Here is a 17,924-nt window from a genome sequence, read left to right as displayed (position 1 = left end):
GCTGTCATTTCCCCCATTTAAGGACCACGGGATCAAGCGGGCGGATCAGTTCCAGCAACATCGCGCGAGTGTCCGCGTGCAACGGTACAACCGGATGGCGGCAGAAGTCGGACGCGATCACGCCACCTTCGAGCATGGCCGCCTTGGCCGCCCGAAAACCGCATTGCCGGTTTTCATGGTTCACAGCTGGCAGCACACGGGCATATCCGTCAATGGCTGCCTGTCGGTTTCCGGCAAGGAAATCGGTCAGAATGGGTTTGATCAGGTCCGGGATCATCGCGCTGGTCATCGTGCCCGTGGCACCGGCGTCCAGATCGGCCAGCAGGGTGATGGCCTCTTCACCGTCGAACGGGCCTTCAATGGCCGCGCCACCTTCGGCGATCAGGCTGCGCAGCTTGGCGGCTGCCTGTGGGCATTCGATCTTGAACAGCTTCAGCATCTCGATCTCGTTTGCCATCCGAACCAGCAGCGGCACAGGCAGATCGACGCCGGACAGGGGTGCGTCCTGCAACATGATGGGAATGCCGACCTCGCCCACGGCGGCGAACTGCTCATATGTCTGCTCGGCTGTGCCTTTCAGAAGGGCACCGTGATAGGGAGCCATGATCATCACGCTATGCGCGCCCAGATCCTTGGCAAGCTGCGCGCGCTCGACCACGATAGGGGTTGCGTAATGGCTGATGGTCACGATCACCGGCACACGTCCTGCAACATGTTCCAGGCTAAGACGGGTCAGCGTCTCGCGCTCTGCATCGGAAATTAGGAACTGTTCCGAATAATTCGCCAGGATACAGATACCGTCAACATGCTGGTCGATCATGCAATCCAGAACGCGGCGCATGCCCGGCAGATCAAGACTGCCATCGGGGTTGAAAGGGGTCGGAGCGACCGGCCAGATGCCGGAATAGGTTGCATGTGTCATCGTTCGTCTTTCGTTGAAATCCTGCGAGAGGTGTTGAAGGCTTTGTCGAGGTCGGGGTTGAGTTCTGTCCCCAGGCCGGGGCCGGGAGGGACGGTGATGGTGCCGCCGGCTATATCGGGAAGCGCGGTCAGAAGATCGCGATACCAGGTGCGGTAGTAGGCGCGCACGCTTTCCTGCACCAAGGCGTTGGACGCAGCCAGCGACAGGTGGGTAGAGGCTGTCAGTACCACCGGCCCGGTGCAATCATGCGGTGCCACGGGCAGGTGCCAGGCTTCGGCCATATGGGCGATTTTACGGGCTTCGGTCAGACCGCCGCACCAGGCGATGTCCAACATGATGATGCCCGCCACGCCGGTTTCCAGCAGGTCCCGGAAAGCGCCAAGCTCGCCCAGTGTTTCCGAGGCGCAAATCGGCGCTTCGCTGGCCTCGGCATAGCGTTTGAGCAGCGAAAGGCTGTCCATCTTGATCGGGTCTTCGTGCCAATAGGTGCGGTATGGCGCAAGCGCACGGGCGATTTTCATCGCGGGCAGCAGCTTCCACATCGAGTGGAACTCGACCATGATCTCCATCTTGTCGCCCACCGCTTTGCGGATCTTGTCGAAAGGTTCCAGCGCGGATTTCAGATCCTCGGCCATGATGTCTTGCCCGCCGGTCTTTTCGGCCGCGAAGTCGAATGGCCAGATCTTCATCGCTGTTATACCATCGTCCAGCAGCGAATGCGCCAGCTCGTCCGCGCGGTGCAAAAATCCGTTCAGGTCGTCGTATTCGCCGCCCTTGGTCAGCCCGAAATTGGCAGTCCGCTGCCCGGTATCGGTCTTCATGTATTCGGTGCCGGCACAGGTGTTGTAGGTGCGGATGCGGTCGCGCGTGAACCCGCCCAGAAGCTGCGCGACGGGTTGCCCGGTGGCCTTGCCCCAGAGGTCGTAAAGCGCGATGTCGAAGGCCGAGTTGCCGCGCACCTCGGCCCCCGAAGACCTGAAACCCAGATACCCTTTGGCGCGCTGCGACAGATGTTCGATCCGGGCGGGATCTTCGCCCAGCATCTGCGGGGCCAGCGTCTCGTGGATATAGGCCTCGACGGCCGCGGCACCACGAAAGGTTTCGCCCAGACCCGTGATGCCTTCGTCCGTATGGACCTGTAACCACAGAAGGTTTGGTCGTTCGGCAATGCGAATGGTTTCCAGCGCGGTGATCTTCATGTTGTTCCCGTGGCAAAAACAATGGCCAGCACGACAACCAACAGCATCGACGTGACCGTTTTATGGTTGATCCGGCATCGCGCTGCGCCGGACAGGTTCACGCCGTATAGCGCCCCGCCAGCATAGAGCTTTCCAAACGTAACGGACGCCCCCAAACCGGTCTTCTCCCAGACATCGGGTCTTGCGGAGTGGCGCAGGACCAAGAAAGCGGTCACAAAAGTCAGCATGCGGACGCAACATCCCGTTCGTCAAGCCGTCGCCCGGCCATGTGCCAGCGCGTCCGCTGGGCGTTTGTTGTGAAACTCGCGGTCATTGTTGTCTCCCTGCGTGCCGCCCGGTGGCCCGGTCGATCGTCGCGGCTTGCATTGCGACAGAAATGGTATACCATTTTTCGAGATCATCAAGCAGCCTTTTGGCGGTTTCATCAATGCTGTCGGATCCACAGCGAAGGAGACTACATGAAAATTTTCGATCTGACCGGTCGCAGGGCTTTGGTCACAGGATCATCCATGGGCATCGGCTTTGCGCTGGCGCGAGGATTGGCGGAGGCAGGCGCAAGCGTTGTTCTGAATGCCCGCAACGCCGAGCGGCTGGAAGAAGCCGCGCAAACACTGCGCAGCGACGGCTACACGATCGATACGCTGGTCTTTGACGTTTGCGACGCCAAGGCGGTGGCAAGCGCGATTGACGGGTTCGAAGCCGAACATGGCGCTTTCGATATTCTGGTGAATAATGCGGGCATGCAGCACCGCAGTCCGTTGGAAGACTTCCCACCCGACAGGTTTGATACGCTGATGCGGACGAACGTGAATTCGGTTTTTTATGTCGGGCAAGCCGTGGCGCGGCACATGATCGGGCGCGGGCGCGGCAAGATCGTCAACATCGCCAGTGTTCAGACAGCTTTGGCCCGGCCCGGAATTGCGCCCTACACGGCCTCCAAGGGGGCGGTGGCGAACCTGACCAAGGGCATGGCGACCGACTGGGCCAAGCACGGGCTGACCTGCAATGCCATCGCACCGGGCTATTTCGACACGCCGTTGAATGCCGCGCTTGTCGCCGATCCGGAGTTCAGTGCCTGGCTGGAAAAACGCACCCCCGCCGGCCGTTGGGGCCAGATCGACGAGTTGGTGGGCGCGTGTGTTTTCCTGTGTTCGGACGCGTCGACCTTTGTCAACGGGCATACGCTGTTCGTGGATGGCGGCATTTCCGTTTCGCTTTGACCTGAGAGGAAAGACTATGAGTGATAAACCAGTCATTGGCTTCATCGGCGTGGGCCTTATGGGGCACGGAATGGCGGCCAGTATCCTGCGCGGCGGCTATCCTCTGGTGGTGAAGGGCAACCGCAACCGCGTGCCGGTCGAAGATCTGCTTTCGAAGGGGGCGACGGAGGTCGAGACGCCTGCGGAAATGGCCGCGCAATGCGACATGATCCATCTGTGCCTGTCCAACTCGCCCCAGGTGGAGGCGATCATTCGCGGCGAAGACGGTATCCTCGCAGGCGGTTGCAAAGGCCTGATCGTGTTGGATGCGACGACTGCCGATCCGACCTCGACCACCGCCTTGGCGGCAGAACTGGCCGAGAAGGGCATGACGCTGGTCGACGCCCCATTGGGCCGCACGCCGAAAGAGGCCGAAGAGGGCACGTTGGATGCGATGATCGGTTGCGATGACGCGACCTATCGAAAGATCCTGCCGGTCGTCGAATGTTGGGCCGGGAATATCAACCATGTGGGCGAGAGCGGGTCAGCGCATCAGATGAAGCTGATTATGAATTTCATCTCGATGGGCTATGCCGCGCTGTATGCAGAGGCGGTGACGCTGGGAGCGGGCGTCGGACTGGCGCCGCAGATGATCGAACAGGTGATCGGCTCCAGCCGGTTGGGCAACGGGTTCTTCGACACGTTTATGAAATATGCCGTGGGCCGGGATCGTGATGCGCATAAATTCGCCATCGCAAACGCTTCCAAGGATGTGCGCTATGCCGCAAACATGGCCAGTGATGCTGGCGTGGCCAATATCATGGGGGCGGCGATCAAGCATTATTTCACGCTGGCCGAAGGCGCGGGCAAGGGCGATCACTACGTCCCGATGCTGGCCGACCATGTGGCAGAGATGAACGGGCTGGATCTGGCAGCCATTGTCGCGAACCACGCCAAGAGCTGAGCTTACCGCCAAGGGAGGAGAAATCATGCTAAGCGATGCACAGAAACGCGACTTTGCCGAGAATGGCTATTTGCTGGTTGAGGACGCTGTCAGCCCTGATCAGTTGGCCGAATTGCGACGCCTGACCTACGACTATATCGAAGGGTCGCGCACTGTGAGCGAAAGCAATGCGCTTTATGATCTGGATCGCGGCCACAGTGCGGCAACGCCGCGCCTGACGCGGGTGAAGGTGCCGCATAAGCAGAATCCCTATTTCTGGGATGTTCTGCGCAATTCCCGGATGACGCAGGTGCTGAACGACCTGCTGGGGCCGGATACGATGATCTTGACCTCCAAGCTGAACACCAAGGCACCGGGCGGCGGGCGCGCGGTGGAATGGCATCAGGACTGGGCATTTTATCCACATACGAATGATGACCTTCTGGCCTTTGGTCTGATGCTGGAAGATGTGACCGAGGATAACGGGCCGTTGATGGTCATCCCCGGATCGCATCGCGGACCGGTCCTCAGCCACAACCTGAACGACGTGTTCGCGGGGGCGGTCGATCCGGATGATCCGGATTTCCACCGGGATCGGGCCGTGACGCTGACCGGGAAGGCGGGCAGCATGACCGTGCATCACGTCCGTACGCTTCACGGGTCCGCGCCGAACCTCAGCGATCGCAACCGGCTGATCCTGTTCTACGAACTTGCAAGTGCTGACGCATGGCCGCTGCTGGGGTCGAATTCCTATTTTCACCGCTTGTCGCAAGCCGAATTGTGGCAAGACGTGCAGGCCCGCACGGTCACCGGCGCACCCTGTCTGACGCCTCGGCTGGAACAGGTGCCGGTCCGCCTGCCATTACCGCCTGCAAGCGATGTGTCCTCGATCTTTCGCACACAGGAAAGCGCTGGCGCGAAAAGCGCCTTCACTTGACGCGCCTCTTTTGCCGAGACTGGCTCGTAACGCCTGCCTCGGATCACAACCCGCCCCGGACCTGATCCGGGGCCTTGTACCTCGTCCAGAAAACGCCCTTGCAAATGGTATACCAAATTGACAGGGTGGACCTGAAACCAACGTATACGATCCGCAGGGAGATTCACCGACATGAGCGATACGCGTGCAAACAAGCGATTCAGGTCTCAGGAATGGTTCGACAATCCCAACAATCCCGGCATGACCGCGCTCTATGTCGAGCGGTATCAGAACCAGGCTTTCACCCGCGACGAATTGCAGGGCGAACGTCCGGTGATCGGCATTGCCCAGACCGGCAGCGACCTGACGCCGTGCAACAAGATCCACGTCTTCCTGATGGACCGGGTCAAGGCAGGCATCCGCGACGCTGGCGGCATCCCGATGGAATTTCCGGTGCATCCGATCCAGGAAACCGGCAAACGGCCGACAGCGGCGCTGGACCGCAACCTTCAATATCTCAGCCTTGTCGAGGTGCTGCACGGCTATCCGATTGACGGCGTGGTGCTGACAACCGGTTGTGACAAGACCACGCCTGCGATGCTGATGGGGGCCGCAACGGTGGACCTGCCCGCGATTGCGCTGAACGGCGGCCCGATGCTGGACGGCTGGTGGAACGGCAAACTGGCAGGGTCCGGCACGATCGTCTGGGAAAGCCGCCGCCTGCTGGCCGAAGGCAAGATCGACTACGAAGAATTCATGAGCCGGGTTTGCGCGTCCGCCCCCAGCCTTGGTCATTGCAACACGATGGGCACGGCCAGCACGATGAACGCCATGGCCGAGGCGCTGGGCATGTCCCTGACCACCTGTTCGGCGATCCCCGCACCGTTCCGCGAGCGGATGAACATGGCCTACCAAACCGGTCGCCGCATCGTCGATATGGTCTATGACGACCTCAAACCCTCGGACATCCTGACGCGCGAGGCGTTCGAAAACGCCATTGTCGTGAACTCCGCCATCGGCGGGTCCACCAACGCGCCGCCGCATTTGCAAGCCGTCGCGCGCCATGCCGGGGTGGAACTGGATGTGACCGATTGGCAGAAGATCGGCTTCGATGTGCCGCTTCTGGTCAATATGCAGCCAGCGGGCGAATATCTGGGCGAAAGCTTCTATCGCGCGGGCGGGGTGCCCGCGGTGATGGGAGAGCTTAAAAAGGCGGGCCGTCTGCACGAGGACGTCATGACCGTGACCGGCAAATCGATGAGCGAGAACCTGTCCGGCTGGGAAAGCCGCGATACGCGCGTCATCAAGACATATGATGATCCGATGCGGAAGAATGCAGGCTTTCTGGTCCTCTCCGGCAACCTGTTCGACTCTGCGTTGATGAAAACTTCGGTCATTTCGCCGGACTTCCAGAAACGGTTCCTGTCCGAACCCGGTAGCGAAGGCATCTACGAGGCGCGAGCCATCGTCTTTGAAGGCCCCGAGGATTACCATGACCGGTTGAACGACCCGTCGCTTGAGATTGACGAGAACTGCATCCTCTTCATCCGCAATGTCGGATGTGTGGGCTATCCCGGTTCTGCCGAGGTGGTGAACATGCAGCCGCCGGACGCCGTCATCAAGCGGGGTGTGCAGCACTTGCCCACCGTGGGGGATGGCCGACAGTCAGGCACTTCCGAAAGCCCCTCTATCCTGAACGCCTCGCCCGAGGCAGTGGTGGGCGGTGGTCTGGCCTATCTGAAAACCGGCGACCGCGTGCGGCTGAACCTCAACGACTCGACGCTGAACGCGCTGGTGGATGACGCCGACTGGCAGGCCCGCATCGACGCATGGCAGGCGCCCGAGATTGTCAGCCAGACCCCGTGGCAAGAGATCTACCGCACCCATGTCGGGCAGCTATCGGATGGCGGCTGTCTGGAACTGGCCACCACCTATCAACGGGTTGTTCGCAACCTGCCACGCGACAACCACTGAAGGGACCAACCCATGAGCGACCCCAAAAGCATCATCATCACAGGCGCGGGTAGCGGTATCGGACAATCCACTGCCCGCACGTTCCTGGAAGCGGGTTGGAAGGTCGGCCTTGTCGGTCGTCGCGCGCAGGCACTGGAGGAGACCGCAGGCGACTATGACAACGCTTTGGTCCTGTCAGGTGACGTGACCGTTCCGGAGGAGGTCGACGCGATCTTCGCCAAGGCGGCGGGTGAATGGGGGCGGGTGGATACCTTGTTCAACAACGCCGGTGTCAGCCTGAAGGGCGCGCCCATCGACGAGATCGCCGTCGACGACTGGATGAACCTGATGAATGTCAACCTGAACGGGTCGTTCCTGTGCGCCCGCGCGGCCTTTGGTCAGATGCGGCGGCAAGACCCGCAGGGCGGACGCATCATCAACAATGGTTCGATTTCCGCGCATGTCCCGCGGTGGGGGTCGGTGGCATATACCGCCTCAAAGCACGCGATTACCGGGCTGACGCGAACGATCTCGCTTGACGGGCGCGCGTTCAACATCGCCTGCGGGCAGATCGACATCGGCAATGCGCTGACAGAGATGGCGCGCAAGATGACCAAGGGCGTGCCGCAAGCCGATGGGTCCATCGCGGTAGAGCCGGTGATGGATGTGTCCAATGTCGGCAAATCCGTCCTGCACATGGCGTCGCTGCCGTTAGAGGCGAACGTCCAGTTCATGACGGTGATGGCCAGCGCCATGCCCTATATCGGGCGCGGTTGATAGCGCCACGCAGAGAGGCCCACGCCTCGAGCAGGTCGCATCGCGAGCGGACAAAGCAAAACTCGTGGCGGCCCAGACCGGTCGCCCGCCGCAAGCGCCGCGCCGCATGGTCGGCAGCGCCGAAAGTCTCCGTTTTTTCAATCGATCTAGCCGCACCGCGACGCGTGCCCCAATGTTCTCGTTTTCTCAGGGCATGAAGCGGCGTGCGGCAGTGAAGACCCAGCCCCGGACCACGCCCGACCCAGAGGACAAGCCAAGACGGTTACCCGTAAAACTTGCAGTGTGCAGGTGAGCGTGCAACTCTGCACCGATAGAAAAAGATGCGAGACCGTCGTGCAAAGGTACGCTGGAAACTGAACACAGCAGGAGACTCCATGGTAGATCCGGCAAGCGACAGTGGCGAAATTGAAACGGACTTTGAGGTTGGGCAAGACAATATAGACGGCAATCTTGGACCTCTGGGGTTCGATATTCACAATCCGGTATTTGTCATTTCCGGTCTCACCGCAGTCGTCTTTGTGATCCTCACACTCATCTTTCCGCAGCAGGCGGGGGTCGCATTCGCGGCGGTACGCGACTTTTCGATCACCAAACTTGACTGGTTCTTCATGATCGTCGTGAATTTCTTCGTGATATTCTGTATCGCATTGATCTTTATGCCAATGTCGAAGGTCAGGCTGGGCGGACAGGACGCCGTGCCGGAATATTCCTATCTCGCATGGTTTGCGATGCTTTTCGCGGCCGGTATGGGAATCGGCCTGCTGTTTTTCGGTGTTCTCGAACCTGTCTACCACATGAACGTCTCGGGGCCCTTGGGCGTTGCCTCCCCCATCGCGGAGGATGGCAGTATCATCGCCGAAAACGTCGAGGCCGCACGCGCCATGGGGCTGGCGGCAACCTTTTACCATTGGGGGCTGCACGGCTGGGCAGTCTACGCCATCATGGCTCTGGCGCTGGCGCTTTTCACCTATAATAAGGGTTTGCCGTTTTCCATCCGCTCTTGCTTTTACCCGATCCTGGGTGATCGCGTCTGGGGCTGGTGGGGTCATTGCATCGATATTCTGGCGGTCTTCGCTACGCTGTTCGGGCTGGCAACATCCTTGGGCCTTGGCGCACAACAGGCCAATGCAGGCTTCAACTTTGCCTTCGGGCTGGAAATCTCGACCAACGCGCAGGTTGTCATCATCATTCTTGTGACAGCGGTGGCTCTGGTGTCGGTCTATCGCGGCCTTGATGGCGGCGTGAAAGTTCTTTCTGAACTCAACATGATCCTTGCTGTCCTCTTCTTCCTCTTCGTTCTGCTTGTTGGACCGACGCTGGTTGGTCTGAACGGGTTTTGGACAGGGCTTGTCGCCTACACCAGAGAAATCATTCCGCTGTCGAACCCGTTCGGCCGTACGGACGATGCGTATCGTCAAAGCTGGACCGCGTTCTATTGGGCGTGGTGGATCTCTTGGGCACCGTTCGTCGGCATGTTCATCGCCCGCGTCTCCAGAGGCCGCACGGTGCGAGAGTTCATCATCTGCGTCTTGCTGATCCCGTCGCTTATCATCTTCATCTGGATGGGGGTGTTCGGCGGTGTTGCGATTGAGCAGATTATCACCAGCCCCGAAACGTCGCTGGTCAAAGCCAACGTGATCGACAGTTATTCGCCCGAGCTTTCACTCTTCGGGATGCTCAACGAGTTGCCATTCACCAAGATCGCATCGACCATTGCAATCTTCCTTGCGCTTGTGTTTTTCGTGACATCCTCGGATTCCGGTTCGCTTGTGGTCGATACGATCACGGCGGGTGGCAAGGTCGATGCTCCGGTGCCACAGCGCATCTTCTGGTGTGTCGTCGAAGGGTTGATCGCCATTGTGCTTTTGATCGGTGGTGGTTTGTCAGCCCTACAGGCGGGTGTTACAGCCACCGGCCTGCCATTCTCGGTCCTCATGCTGGTGATGTGCTACACGATCTTCAAGGGCCTTCGCAGCGAACCACGATAGGCAATATTTGGCGATGGTGCCCGGGCGTCATGGGGCCACGCTATCACCGCGGTCGTGCGGTGGGCCGCCTACCGCTTGATTCAGGCTTCGTGGCTGGTCTCCGCCGCCGCGTCCCCTTATCAGGGTGAGCGGCGGTGCGAGGGGCGGAATGCAGAAATCTCAGTTGTTCATTGGCGTCGATAGCGGTGGCACGCTGTGCCGGGCAATCATCGAAGGTGTGCGCGGTCGGGTCGAGGTCGCGGGGCCGGGGTGCAACTGGACCACCGATCCGGCCCGGACCATTGCTGCGATCCGCGCGGTCTTGCGATCATGTGCGGTGAAGGCCGGTCTTGCCGAGGCAGAGCTGCGCCGAGCACGCGCGCATATCGGTGCCGCCGGGATCGTCAGCAGCAGTGACGCAACCGCGTTGAGCCGGGCGCTTGAGGATCTGCTTGGCGAGGTCACGGCAAGCGAAGATCTTGATTGCGCCGTCGCCGGGGCTTTGGGACCATCGGGCGACGGGTTTGTCGCCGGGTTGGGAACAGGCTCTTTCCTCGCTGGTCGTCAGCAAGGCACGGTCCGGCGCGTGGGCGGCTGGGGGCTGGCGCTGGGGGATGAGGCGTCGGGGGCCTGGCTGGGCCGGGCGCTGCTGGCGCGTGCCCTGCATGTTCGTGACGGGCTGGCAGAACCGTCGGCGCTGGTTGCCAGGGTGATGGACAGGTTCGGCAACGACCCGGCCGAGCTTGTGCGGTTCGCGTCAACCGCCACCCCAGCGGATTTCGCGGTATTTGCCCCCTTGATCGCCGAAGCATTGGATGCCGGAGACCCGGCTGCCGCTGATCTGTTGAACACCGGGGCGGGGTGGATCGAACGCGGGCTGCACAGGCTTGGTTGGCGACCCGGTGCGCGGTTATGTCTGTTGGGGGGCTTGGGACCGCTCTATACTCGCGCTTTGCCCGCACAATTATCAGAGGCGGTTGTGCCGCCGGTCGGCACCGCGCTTGACGGTGCACTTTCGCTGGCCCGGCAGGCAGGCGCTGCACAGGGCTGAGGGCCCCGGCGAAGGCATTATTAGTTCATGTCCTGCAACAATCGTCCATGGCGGCGCGTCTCTTCGATGACCTCGCCAAAGCTGCGCATACCGCAGCCTTCAAGCATCGGCAACATCTGCACCAGCGCCTGTGCCGTGGCAGTCGCGTCGCCAAGCGCCGTGTGGCGATGCATCTCGGGGATCTCTATTTTCAACCGGGTGCAAAGCGCGTCCAGCGTATGGGTTTCGTTTGCCCCGAACAGCACCGCGGACAGCAGTACCGTGTCCAGAATGGGATGATCCCAGACCAGTCCGCATTTCTCTGCATGGCGGCGCAGAAAGGCCATGTCGAAGGGCGCGTTATGCGCCACGATCACCGAATTACGGGCAAAGTGGTGAAACCGGCCGGCTGCGTGGACAATATCGGGGGCGTCCTGCACCATCCTGTCGGATACGCCATGCACCTGCGTGGTGGAGGCAGGGATCGGAATGCCGGGATTGACCAACTGGTTGATCTCTTCGCCGGCAACAATGCGGCCATTGACGATACGCACGGCACCGATCTGGACGATCTCGTCTTTATGCGGCAACAGGCCCGTCGTTTCGGTATCAAACACTGTATAGACCAAGGACCGCAGCGGCGTTGTAGCCAGATCGCCTGTCGGGCGTTTTCCGAGAAGCTCGAAATCATAGACCAGCGGACGCGCGACGTTTGGGGACGTGTGCATGGTCTGACCCTCTATCAGAAGCATGTAATCGCCCTCATCCAGCGGTTTGAGCACGGCTTCGAAGACCAGCCCATCGTCCAGGCCTTTCAACTCGAATTTCTGTTCCAGCCCGGTCTTGTTCATCCGGTCCAGCCCGACACGCAGGCTGTCTTCGTCGAAATAATCGAAAAGCGGCGCGTTGAGACGCGGTACGCCGCCTTGGGCCAGAACTTCGGCGGCCTGTCCGTCATACAGCACGATCTGATGCGCGGCATTTGCCAGAATCGTGGCGACGGGAATTTCGGTCAGAAGGGCGGTCAGACGGGCCTTTTCCTCGGCCAGCCGAGAGGTTTCGGATGTGACGGCGCGCGCGGTCTCCATGGCGCTGTCGGAAATCCGGCGGCTGACCGCGTGAACCGCTGGGGCAAGGTCACCCAGAAAACGCGCCGAATATGTGTCCACCTCGACATCTACACCGGTATGCGCGCGTGCGCGCATGGAGGCAGCCAGTCGCTGGATCGGTTTCACCACGATTTCGTCAAAGAGCAACCAAGCCGCGACAGTAAGTGCGATCAACGCAAAGCTGCCCGAAATACCCGCCAGCACGATTGCGCCGCTCAGATCGTCAGGGTTGCGTGAGACGCCAAGCCACAAGGCACCCCATAGGATTGCCAGACCGCTTACCGCGATGAGGCAGAAGAACAGAAAGACCCGCGTCCGCAGCGAAAACATGCGCTACCCCTCTTTACAGATCGACGCGACAAAGGGATCGTCCGCGCCGACCTCACGCCAGCGCAGTTTTTGCGTTTCCAGCCCGCTTTCGCCTGGATCGGCGCGGGCGTTACGGTCGCAATCCACCATGATCTGAACGGCTTTGGTGGGCTTCCAGCGCCCGTAGAACAACAGATCGGCCAGGCGCATCTGCGGTTGTTCGGCATTGGCCTGCACCCCGGCGCGGTCCAGGGCGATGAAACGGTTTGTATATGGCACGACATAGGTCCAGGGACGGTACGCAGCACGGCTTTCGACGGTTTCGATCACCTCAAGCCGGTCTGGCATGTTCTGCGTCGTGCGCCCGTACCACGCATATTCGCTGGAGATGGTCATGGTCAGCATCGCCGCCCCGGCCGCGACCGGGACCAGCCAGCGGGGTAAACGGTTACCGGTTATCCGGTTGAGCAGCATCATGATGCCTGCGCCCGCAATGCCGGCCACGAATGTGGCGATCAGTTCCAGAAACATCGCTTACTCTTCCCTTTAATGGTCTTTTCCGGCAAGGCCCAAGGCGTAGCAGCCCATGGTTGCCGCTCCAAAGCCGGCCCGTATTGGTGACTCTCCCCCGAAACGACAGGAAAGCAATGCTATTTTTGGCCGACGCGCCAGCGCTATCCCAGCATTCCGCGGCCATGCCCGATGGCAGATTGCATCGTCTTGACCACGACAAAGGCGTTACGCAGGTGGCTGCGTTCAAAATCCGACAAATCCGAAGGCGACAGATAGTTGTTCGGCGCGGACCCTCTGCGAACCCGAGCGGCCTGATGCGCCAGCCGTCGCTCGGCAATCAGATCGTAAGCGTCCAGAAGGTCTTGCCCACCTGATGCCGACAACACCCCCGCCGCAATCGCAGATGCCAGTCGGGCGCGGGTATTGACCTGTGTAAGCTGCCCCCGAAGGGCGTAGATCCGCCCAAGATCGACCACCGGCACGACTCCGTTATGCTTCAGATCAACATGGTTCTTGTGCTCGCCCGAGCGGATTGTGGCGAAACCGCGCAGCAGCCCCAGGGGTGGCGCGTGTTTCAGCGAGTTGGTCACCATATGCGCCACGAAGATCGAGTTGTCGGAGGCGGCTTTCAGCGTCTCAGTTTGCAGCCCGTCAAACAGCGAGGTGGTTCCGCCGATCGGGCGCAGGTCAAACATCACGCTGGCCAGCATCTGTGCCTCTGGATCGGGGCGTTTGATCCAACCTTGAAAATACCCCTGCCAGACCTTCAGTGGCTGACACCAGCGGGGGTTGCTGGCCATCATGTCGCCAGGACAATAGACATAGCCGCAGGTGTTCAGCCCGTCGCAGACAAACTGCGCGAGTTCGTGAAAATAGCCCATTTGCGCTTTGGTCACCGCATCGTCGATGATCAGGCAATTGTCCTGATCGCTGACGCCTGTCTGTTCCTGCCGCCCCTGACTGCCGCACGCCAGCCACAGATAGGGCACCGGCGCGGGGCCAATCGCTTGCTCTGCCAGGATGAGCAGGCGCCGTGTGGCCGTATCAGCAATGTCGGTGATCAGGCGAGTGACAACCTCGTGCCGGTTGCCGCCTGCCACCAGCTGCACCAGAAGGCGCGGGATGCGGGCGGTAATCTCGGCCATGCGCGCGGCGTCATCGGCGCTGGAAACCTCTGCCACCAATTCGGCGGAACTGATCGCCTGAAACCGGGTCAGGTCGGTCTGGGTGACGATGCCGACCAACAGACCCGCCTCTGTCACCGGCACATGGCCGATGCGCCGTTCAAGCATCATGTGCAGAACGTCCGATCCGATGGAGGAGGGCGACAATGTCACGGGGTCCGGCGTCATCACTTGTGCCACAGGCGTGGTGGCGGGCAATCCCTCGGCCACCACCTTTTCCGCCAGATCGCGCGAGGTGACGATGCCGGTCAATCTGCTGGCGTCGGTTACGCAGACAGACGAGGTGTGTGCCCTGCGCATTTGCCGGGCGACATCTTGCACCGTGGCGGTAGAGGTGCAGGTGACGGGCTGACGCGCCATCAGTGTGTCGACCATGGTGGTGGCAAGATCATGGCGGCGTGGACGGACGGGACCCTTCCTGTTGAAGAATCGTGCGGCAGTGTCACTGTCGTCGATTAACTGCACCAGAACATCGCGCGGCAGCACCAGAAGCAGGCTGTCGGTGACCGCGCGAGCCTGTGTCACTGCCACTCCGCCGCGCAGCAAGCCACGCTCGCCAAAAGAATTTCTTGGGCCGAGCAGGGACACCTGAACGCCATTTGCGTCCTGGATCTCTACCTCGCCCTGATGAATGATATAAAGGCCCTGAAGGTCATCGCCCAATTCGTAGATCGAGGTTCCGACCGATGCCGTTTCCTGCCGAATTTCGGGCAGGATCGCTTCTAGTCGGGGGGCGGGCAGGGTGTCGTAAGGATGGACGCCGTCGAGAAAGCGTTTCAGCTCGTCCGGTGTGAGGGTCATGGGTCTGGCCGTCCCGTCATTTCAAAGAAACTCCTGCCCGAACGAGTCCGGACAGGAGCGGAAGCTTGGGGTGTAGACCGGGACCGGTATGGTCCCGGCCTGTCCACGATCAGTGGTCCTGGGCCGTGCCGGCACCACGGGGGAACCGGACGCTTTCGACCAGATCCTTGATCTCCTGCGGGGTTTCCTTGGTCATGCCGGAGACGACATAGGCCACGACGAAGTTGATCATTGCCCCTACCGCGCCGAAGGATGTCGACTGGATGGTGCCCAACAGCGGATCAGCATCGGTGAAGCTGTTCGTGTCGGGGATGAAAAACCAGCCCTTGTGCAGGAAGATGTAGACCAGCGTCACAACCAGACCTGCCAGCATCCCGGCCACGGCACCCACGTTGTTCACCTTCTTCGAGAAGATGCCCATCATCAGCGCCGGGAAGATCGAAGCCGCAGCAAGACCAAAGGCGAGCGCCACGGTTTGCGCGGCAAAGCCCGGAGGATTGAGGCCCAGATACGTGGCCACAACAATGGCAACCGCCATGGCGATACGCGCCGACAACAGCTCGCCCTTTTCCGAAATCGACGGGTTCAGCTGACCCTTTATCAGGTCGTGGCTGACAGCCGAGGAAATCGCCAGAAGCAGACCGGCAGCCGTGGACAGAGCAGCCGCAAGACCACCCGCCGCAACAAGGCCGATCACCCAACCCGGCAGGTTGGCAATTTCAGGGTTCGCAAGCACCAGAATGTCACGGTTGAAGTTGGTCAGCTCATTGCCTTCCCAGCCGTTTTCTGCCGCTTTGGCCTGCATTTCCGGGTTGGCATCGTTGTAATACTGGATGCGGCCGTCACCGTTCTTGTCCTCAAAGCCGAGAAGACCGGTTTTCTGCCAAGTGGCCATCCAGTCATACTCGTCATCTTCGGCAATCATCTGCACCGAAACGGCTTCGCCATCCGTGCCGTTGGGCCACATCAGCTCTGTGATGTTCAGACGAGCCATTGCGCCGACAGCCGGGGCCGTCAGATACAGCAGCGCGATGAACACCAGCGCCCAACCGGCCGACCAGCGGGCATCAGCCACGCGGGGAACGGTGAAGAAACGCATGATGACATGAGGCAGACCGGCAGTACCGATCATCAGGCTCAGCGTGAACAGCACCATGTTAAGCGTGTCGGTGTGATGGGCGGTATATTCGCTGAAACCCAGTTCACGAACGATCTGGTCAAGCTTTGTCAGCAGCGGTTCGCCACTTGCGACGTGATCGCCAAACAGCCCCAGCGCCGGGATCGGGTTGCCGGTCAGCTGCAGCGAGATGAAGATCGCCGGGATGGTGTAGGCCAGGATCAGCACGCAGTATTGCGCCACCTGCGTGTAGGTCACACCTTTCATGCCGCCGAAAACAGCATAGGCAAACACGATGACCGCACCGACCAGCAGGCCGGTTGTGTTGGACACTTCAAGGAAACGGCCAAAGGCCACGCCCACGCCGGTCATCTGTCCGATCACATACGTGGTCGAGGCGATGATGAGACAGGCAACCGCAACCATGCGGGCGGTCGGGCTGTAGAACCGGTCGCCGATGAATTCGGAGACAGTGAACTTGCCGAACTTGCGCAGATAGGGTGCCAGAAGCAGCGCCAGAAGCACATAGCCGCCGGTCCAGCCCATCAGGTAGGTGGAGTTGTCATAACCCACAAACGCGATAAGACCTGCCATGGAGATGAAAGAAGCCGCCGACATCCAGTCGGCCGCCGTGGCCATGCCGTTGGTGACCGGGTGCACGCCGCGGCCCGCGGCGTAGAATTCCGAGGTGGACCCGGCGCGGGCCCAGACCGCGATGCCGATGTAAAGCGCGAAGCTTGCGCCCACAAAGATCAGGTTGATGGTAAATTGATCCATGTATTATTCCTCCTCGACGCCGAATTCACGGTCGAGCTTGTTCATGCGCCAGGCGTAGAAGAAGATCAGCGCCAGAAAGACGATGATCGAGCCTTGTTGCGCGAACCAAAAGCCCAGGTCGGAACCGCCGACCGAGATGCCCGACAGGGCAGGGCGCAACAGAATGCCGAACCCGAAAGATACGATTGCCCAGATGATCAGGCTGATGATGATGATGCGTACATTCGCCGCCCAATAGCCTTTGTCGGCTTCGGTCGCTGATGCAGCACTTTGCGGTGTTTTATCCGCCATGATGTGAGTCCTCCTCTTCCTCATGAATGCCCGTAAAACGGACATGTTTCGCAATGCCCGCTGCCGGGCGTTGTAGGGCCCGCCCGTTTCCGGGCGGGAATTCTGTCCGGCTGACCGCGCGCCTCAGCCGGTAGCTTTGGACACGACCTTGGCCAGATCTGCCGAGATTTCGTCGATCGCACCCATCGCTGGAATACCGTGCAGCGCCCCCTTTTCGTCGTAATAGGTGATCAGCGGCGCGGTCTGCGCATGGTAGGCTTCCAGCCTGCTGGCAACGGTTTCGGCATTGTCGTCGGCGCGGCGTTTCATATCCGTGCCGCCGCATTTGTCGCAGGTCTCGGTCTTGGCCGGTGCCTTGAACGTGTCGTGATAGCCCTCGCCGCAGGTGCCGCAGGTGAACCGGCCCGAGATCCGGGTAACCATTTCCGCGTCGTTCACCTCCAGGCTGATGGCTGCGTTGATCTGCTGGCCGCTTTCCGCCAGCAACGCGTCAAGCGCCTCGGCCTGCACCGTGGTGCGCGGAAAGCCGTCCAGGATCACGCCCTTGGCGCAGTCCGCTTCGGTCAGACGGTCGCGCAGGATCGCGATGACGATGTCATCGCTGACCAGATCGCCCGCTTCCATCACAGCCTTGGCGCGCTTGCCCGCATCCGTGCCTGCGGCGACGGCTGCGCGGAGCAAATCGCCGGTGGACAGTTGCACGAGACCAAACCTGTCTTCGAGGATCCTGGCCTGGGTGCCTTTTCCGGCCCCCGGAGGGCCAAGCAGGATCAGAACCGGGGCGGTTGCGGGGGTGTTCGCGCCATCCATCGCCATCACGCCCGGTTCATTCTGTTATCGATGAGGTCGTTGACGACGGTTGGGTCTGCGAGGGTTGATGTGTCGCCGAGGGATCCGTAGTCGTTTTCGGCGATTTT

General features: G+C 60.7%; 16 protein-coding genes. 7 read left to right on the top strand and 9 right to left on the bottom strand.

Going from position 1 to position 17,924, the window contains the following annotated elements; all coding sequences use genetic code 11:
- Positions 1 to 4 precede the first annotated feature (4 nt).
- From B8991_RS11760 to B8991_RS11750, 3 genes are read right to left on the bottom strand one after another with little or no spacing between them, the layout of a single operon-like run.
- Positions 5 to 922, bottom strand: coding sequence for a dihydrodipicolinate synthase family protein (locus B8991_RS11760; RefSeq protein ID WP_084353194.1), 918 nt, complete (start codon positions 920 to 922; stop codon positions 5 to 7).
- Entirely contained in the window at positions 919 to 2,121 is a 1,203-nt protein-coding gene (locus B8991_RS11755) for a mandelate racemase/muconate lactonizing enzyme family protein (protein WP_084353193.1), read from the bottom strand. The genes B8991_RS11760 and B8991_RS11755 overlap by 4 nt, the downstream gene beginning before the upstream one ends.
- Positions 2,118 to 2,348 carry a hypothetical protein gene (locus B8991_RS11750; RefSeq protein WP_084353192.1) on the bottom strand — a complete coding sequence of 77 codons (231 nt, stop codon included), beginning with the start codon at positions 2,346 to 2,348 and terminating at the stop codon, positions 2,118 to 2,120. Before B8991_RS11750 ends, B8991_RS11755 begins: the two co-directional genes overlap by 4 nt.
- Before the next feature lie 231 nt (positions 2,349 to 2,579).
- On the opposite strand from B8991_RS11750, the gene B8991_RS11745 reads away from it, so the two are divergent.
- The 7 genes from B8991_RS11745 to B8991_RS11715 all read left to right on the top strand — a co-directional run bounded on the left by B8991_RS11745 (position 2,580) and on the right by B8991_RS11715 (position 10,927).
- Positions 2,580 to 3,341, top strand: coding sequence for an SDR family oxidoreductase (locus tag B8991_RS11745; RefSeq protein WP_084353191.1), 762 nt, complete (start codon positions 2,580 to 2,582; stop codon positions 3,339 to 3,341).
- A gap of 16 nt (positions 3,342 to 3,357) precedes the next feature.
- Positions 3,358 to 4,284 (top strand): NAD(P)-dependent oxidoreductase, encoded by a 927-nt coding sequence (locus B8991_RS11740; protein ID WP_084353190.1) that lies wholly within the window; start codon positions 3,358 to 3,360, stop codon positions 4,282 to 4,284.
- A gap of 25 nt (positions 4,285 to 4,309) precedes the next feature.
- Entirely contained in the window at positions 4,310 to 5,200 is an 891-nt protein-coding gene (locus tag B8991_RS11735) for a phytanoyl-CoA dioxygenase family protein (RefSeq protein ID WP_084353189.1), read from the top strand.
- A 171-nt stretch (positions 5,201 to 5,371) separates the two neighbouring features.
- A complete protein-coding gene (locus B8991_RS11730; protein WP_084353188.1) occupies positions 5,372 to 7,153 on the top strand; it encodes an IlvD/Edd family dehydratase in 1,782 nt (593 codons plus the stop codon).
- Between the two features lie 12 nt (positions 7,154 to 7,165).
- Positions 7,166 to 7,909 (top strand): SDR family oxidoreductase, encoded by a 744-nt coding sequence (locus B8991_RS11725; RefSeq protein ID WP_084353187.1) that lies wholly within the window; start codon positions 7,166 to 7,168, stop codon positions 7,907 to 7,909.
- A 374-nt stretch (positions 7,910 to 8,283) separates the two neighbouring features.
- Positions 8,284 to 9,897: a BCCT family transporter gene (locus tag B8991_RS11720; RefSeq protein WP_084353186.1), complete on the top strand. Its 1,614-nt coding sequence runs from the start codon at positions 8,284 to 8,286 to the stop codon at positions 9,895 to 9,897.
- A gap of 148 nt (positions 9,898 to 10,045) precedes the next feature.
- Complete coding sequence (locus B8991_RS11715; protein ID WP_084353185.1) at positions 10,046 to 10,927, top strand: glucosamine kinase nucleotide-binding domain-containing protein; 882 nt, start codon at positions 10,046 to 10,048, stop codon at positions 10,925 to 10,927.
- Between the two features lie 20 nt (positions 10,928 to 10,947).
- Here the strand turns inward: B8991_RS11715 and B8991_RS11710 are convergent, their stop codons facing one another.
- The 6 genes from B8991_RS11710 to B8991_RS11685 form a co-directional block, all read right to left on the bottom strand.
- Positions 10,948 to 12,345 carry a 3'-5' exonuclease gene (locus B8991_RS11710; RefSeq protein WP_084353184.1) on the bottom strand — a complete coding sequence of 466 codons (1,398 nt, stop codon included), beginning with the start codon at positions 12,343 to 12,345 and terminating at the stop codon, positions 10,948 to 10,950.
- Positions 12,346 to 12,348: 3 nt separating this feature from the next.
- Positions 12,349 to 12,855 carry a hypothetical protein gene (locus B8991_RS11705; protein ID WP_084353183.1) on the bottom strand — a complete coding sequence of 169 codons (507 nt, stop codon included), beginning with the start codon at positions 12,853 to 12,855 and terminating at the stop codon, positions 12,349 to 12,351.
- A 143-nt stretch (positions 12,856 to 12,998) separates the two neighbouring features.
- On the bottom strand, positions 12,999 to 14,822 hold the full coding sequence (locus tag B8991_RS11700; protein WP_084353182.1) for a DUF294 nucleotidyltransferase-like domain-containing protein: 1,824 nt from the start codon (positions 14,820 to 14,822) through the stop codon (positions 12,999 to 13,001).
- Positions 14,823 to 14,931: 109 nt separating this feature from the next.
- Complete coding sequence (locus B8991_RS11695) at positions 14,932 to 16,716, bottom strand: sodium:solute symporter family protein (protein WP_084353181.1); 1,785 nt, start codon at positions 16,714 to 16,716, stop codon at positions 14,932 to 14,934.
- A 3-nt stretch (positions 16,717 to 16,719) separates the two neighbouring features.
- Positions 16,720 to 17,007 (bottom strand): DUF4212 domain-containing protein, encoded by a 288-nt coding sequence (locus B8991_RS11690; RefSeq protein ID WP_084353180.1) that lies wholly within the window; start codon positions 17,005 to 17,007, stop codon positions 16,720 to 16,722.
- A gap of 123 nt (positions 17,008 to 17,130) precedes the next feature.
- A complete protein-coding gene (locus tag B8991_RS11685) occupies positions 17,131 to 17,817 on the bottom strand; it encodes an adenylate kinase (protein ID WP_143514587.1) in 687 nt (228 codons plus the stop codon).
- Positions 17,818 to 17,924: the final 107 nt, after the last annotated feature.

Source organism: Primorskyibacter flagellatus, from assembly GCF_900176485.1.
GTDB classification, from domain to species: domain Bacteria; phylum Pseudomonadota; class Alphaproteobacteria; order Rhodobacterales; family Rhodobacteraceae; genus Primorskyibacter; species Primorskyibacter flagellatus.
The sequence above is the reverse complement of the archived record's forward strand: the minus strand, read 5'-3'. Positions and strand labels throughout refer to the sequence as shown.

Excerpts from the sequence above, each read along its gene's own strand:
- B8991_RS11760 (WP_084353194.1), bottom strand. The coding sequence starts at position 922 with ATGACACATGCAACCTATTCCGGCATCTGGCCGGTCGCTCCGACCCCT.
- B8991_RS11755 (WP_084353193.1), bottom strand. The coding sequence starts at position 2,121 with ATGAAGATCACCGCGCTGGAAACCATTCGCATTGCCGAACGACCAAAC.
- B8991_RS11750 (WP_084353192.1), bottom strand. The coding sequence starts at position 2,348 with ATGCTGACTTTTGTGACCGCTTTCTTGGTCCTGCGCCACTCCGCAAGA.
- B8991_RS11745 (WP_084353191.1), top strand. The coding sequence starts at position 2,580 with ATGAAAATTTTCGATCTGACCGGTCGCAGGGCTTTGGTCACAGGATCA.
- B8991_RS11740 (WP_084353190.1), top strand. The coding sequence starts at position 3,358 with ATGAGTGATAAACCAGTCATTGGCTTCATCGGCGTGGGCCTTATGGGG.
- B8991_RS11735 (WP_084353189.1), top strand. The coding sequence starts at position 4,310 with ATGCTAAGCGATGCACAGAAACGCGACTTTGCCGAGAATGGCTATTTG.
- B8991_RS11730 (WP_084353188.1), top strand. The coding sequence starts at position 5,372 with ATGAGCGATACGCGTGCAAACAAGCGATTCAGGTCTCAGGAATGGTTC.
- B8991_RS11725 (WP_084353187.1), top strand. The coding sequence starts at position 7,166 with ATGAGCGACCCCAAAAGCATCATCATCACAGGCGCGGGTAGCGGTATC.
- B8991_RS11720 (WP_084353186.1), top strand. The coding sequence starts at position 8,284 with ATGGTAGATCCGGCAAGCGACAGTGGCGAAATTGAAACGGACTTTGAG.
- B8991_RS11715 (WP_084353185.1), top strand. The coding sequence starts at position 10,046 with ATGCAGAAATCTCAGTTGTTCATTGGCGTCGATAGCGGTGGCACGCTG.
- B8991_RS11710 (WP_084353184.1), bottom strand. The coding sequence starts at position 12,345 with ATGTTTTCGCTGCGGACGCGGGTCTTTCTGTTCTTCTGCCTCATCGCG.
- B8991_RS11705 (WP_084353183.1), bottom strand. The coding sequence starts at position 12,855 with ATGTTTCTGGAACTGATCGCCACATTCGTGGCCGGCATTGCGGGCGCA.
- B8991_RS11700 (WP_084353182.1), bottom strand. The coding sequence starts at position 14,822 with ATGACCCTCACACCGGACGAGCTGAAACGCTTTCTCGACGGCGTCCAT.
- B8991_RS11695 (WP_084353181.1), bottom strand. The coding sequence starts at position 16,716 with ATGGATCAATTTACCATCAACCTGATCTTTGTGGGCGCAAGCTTCGCG.
- B8991_RS11690 (WP_084353180.1), bottom strand. The coding sequence starts at position 17,007 with ATGGCGGATAAAACACCGCAAAGTGCTGCATCAGCGACCGAAGCCGAC.
- B8991_RS11685 (WP_143514587.1), bottom strand. The coding sequence starts at position 17,817 with ATGGATGGCGCGAACACCCCCGCAACCGCCCCGGTTCTGATCCTGCTT.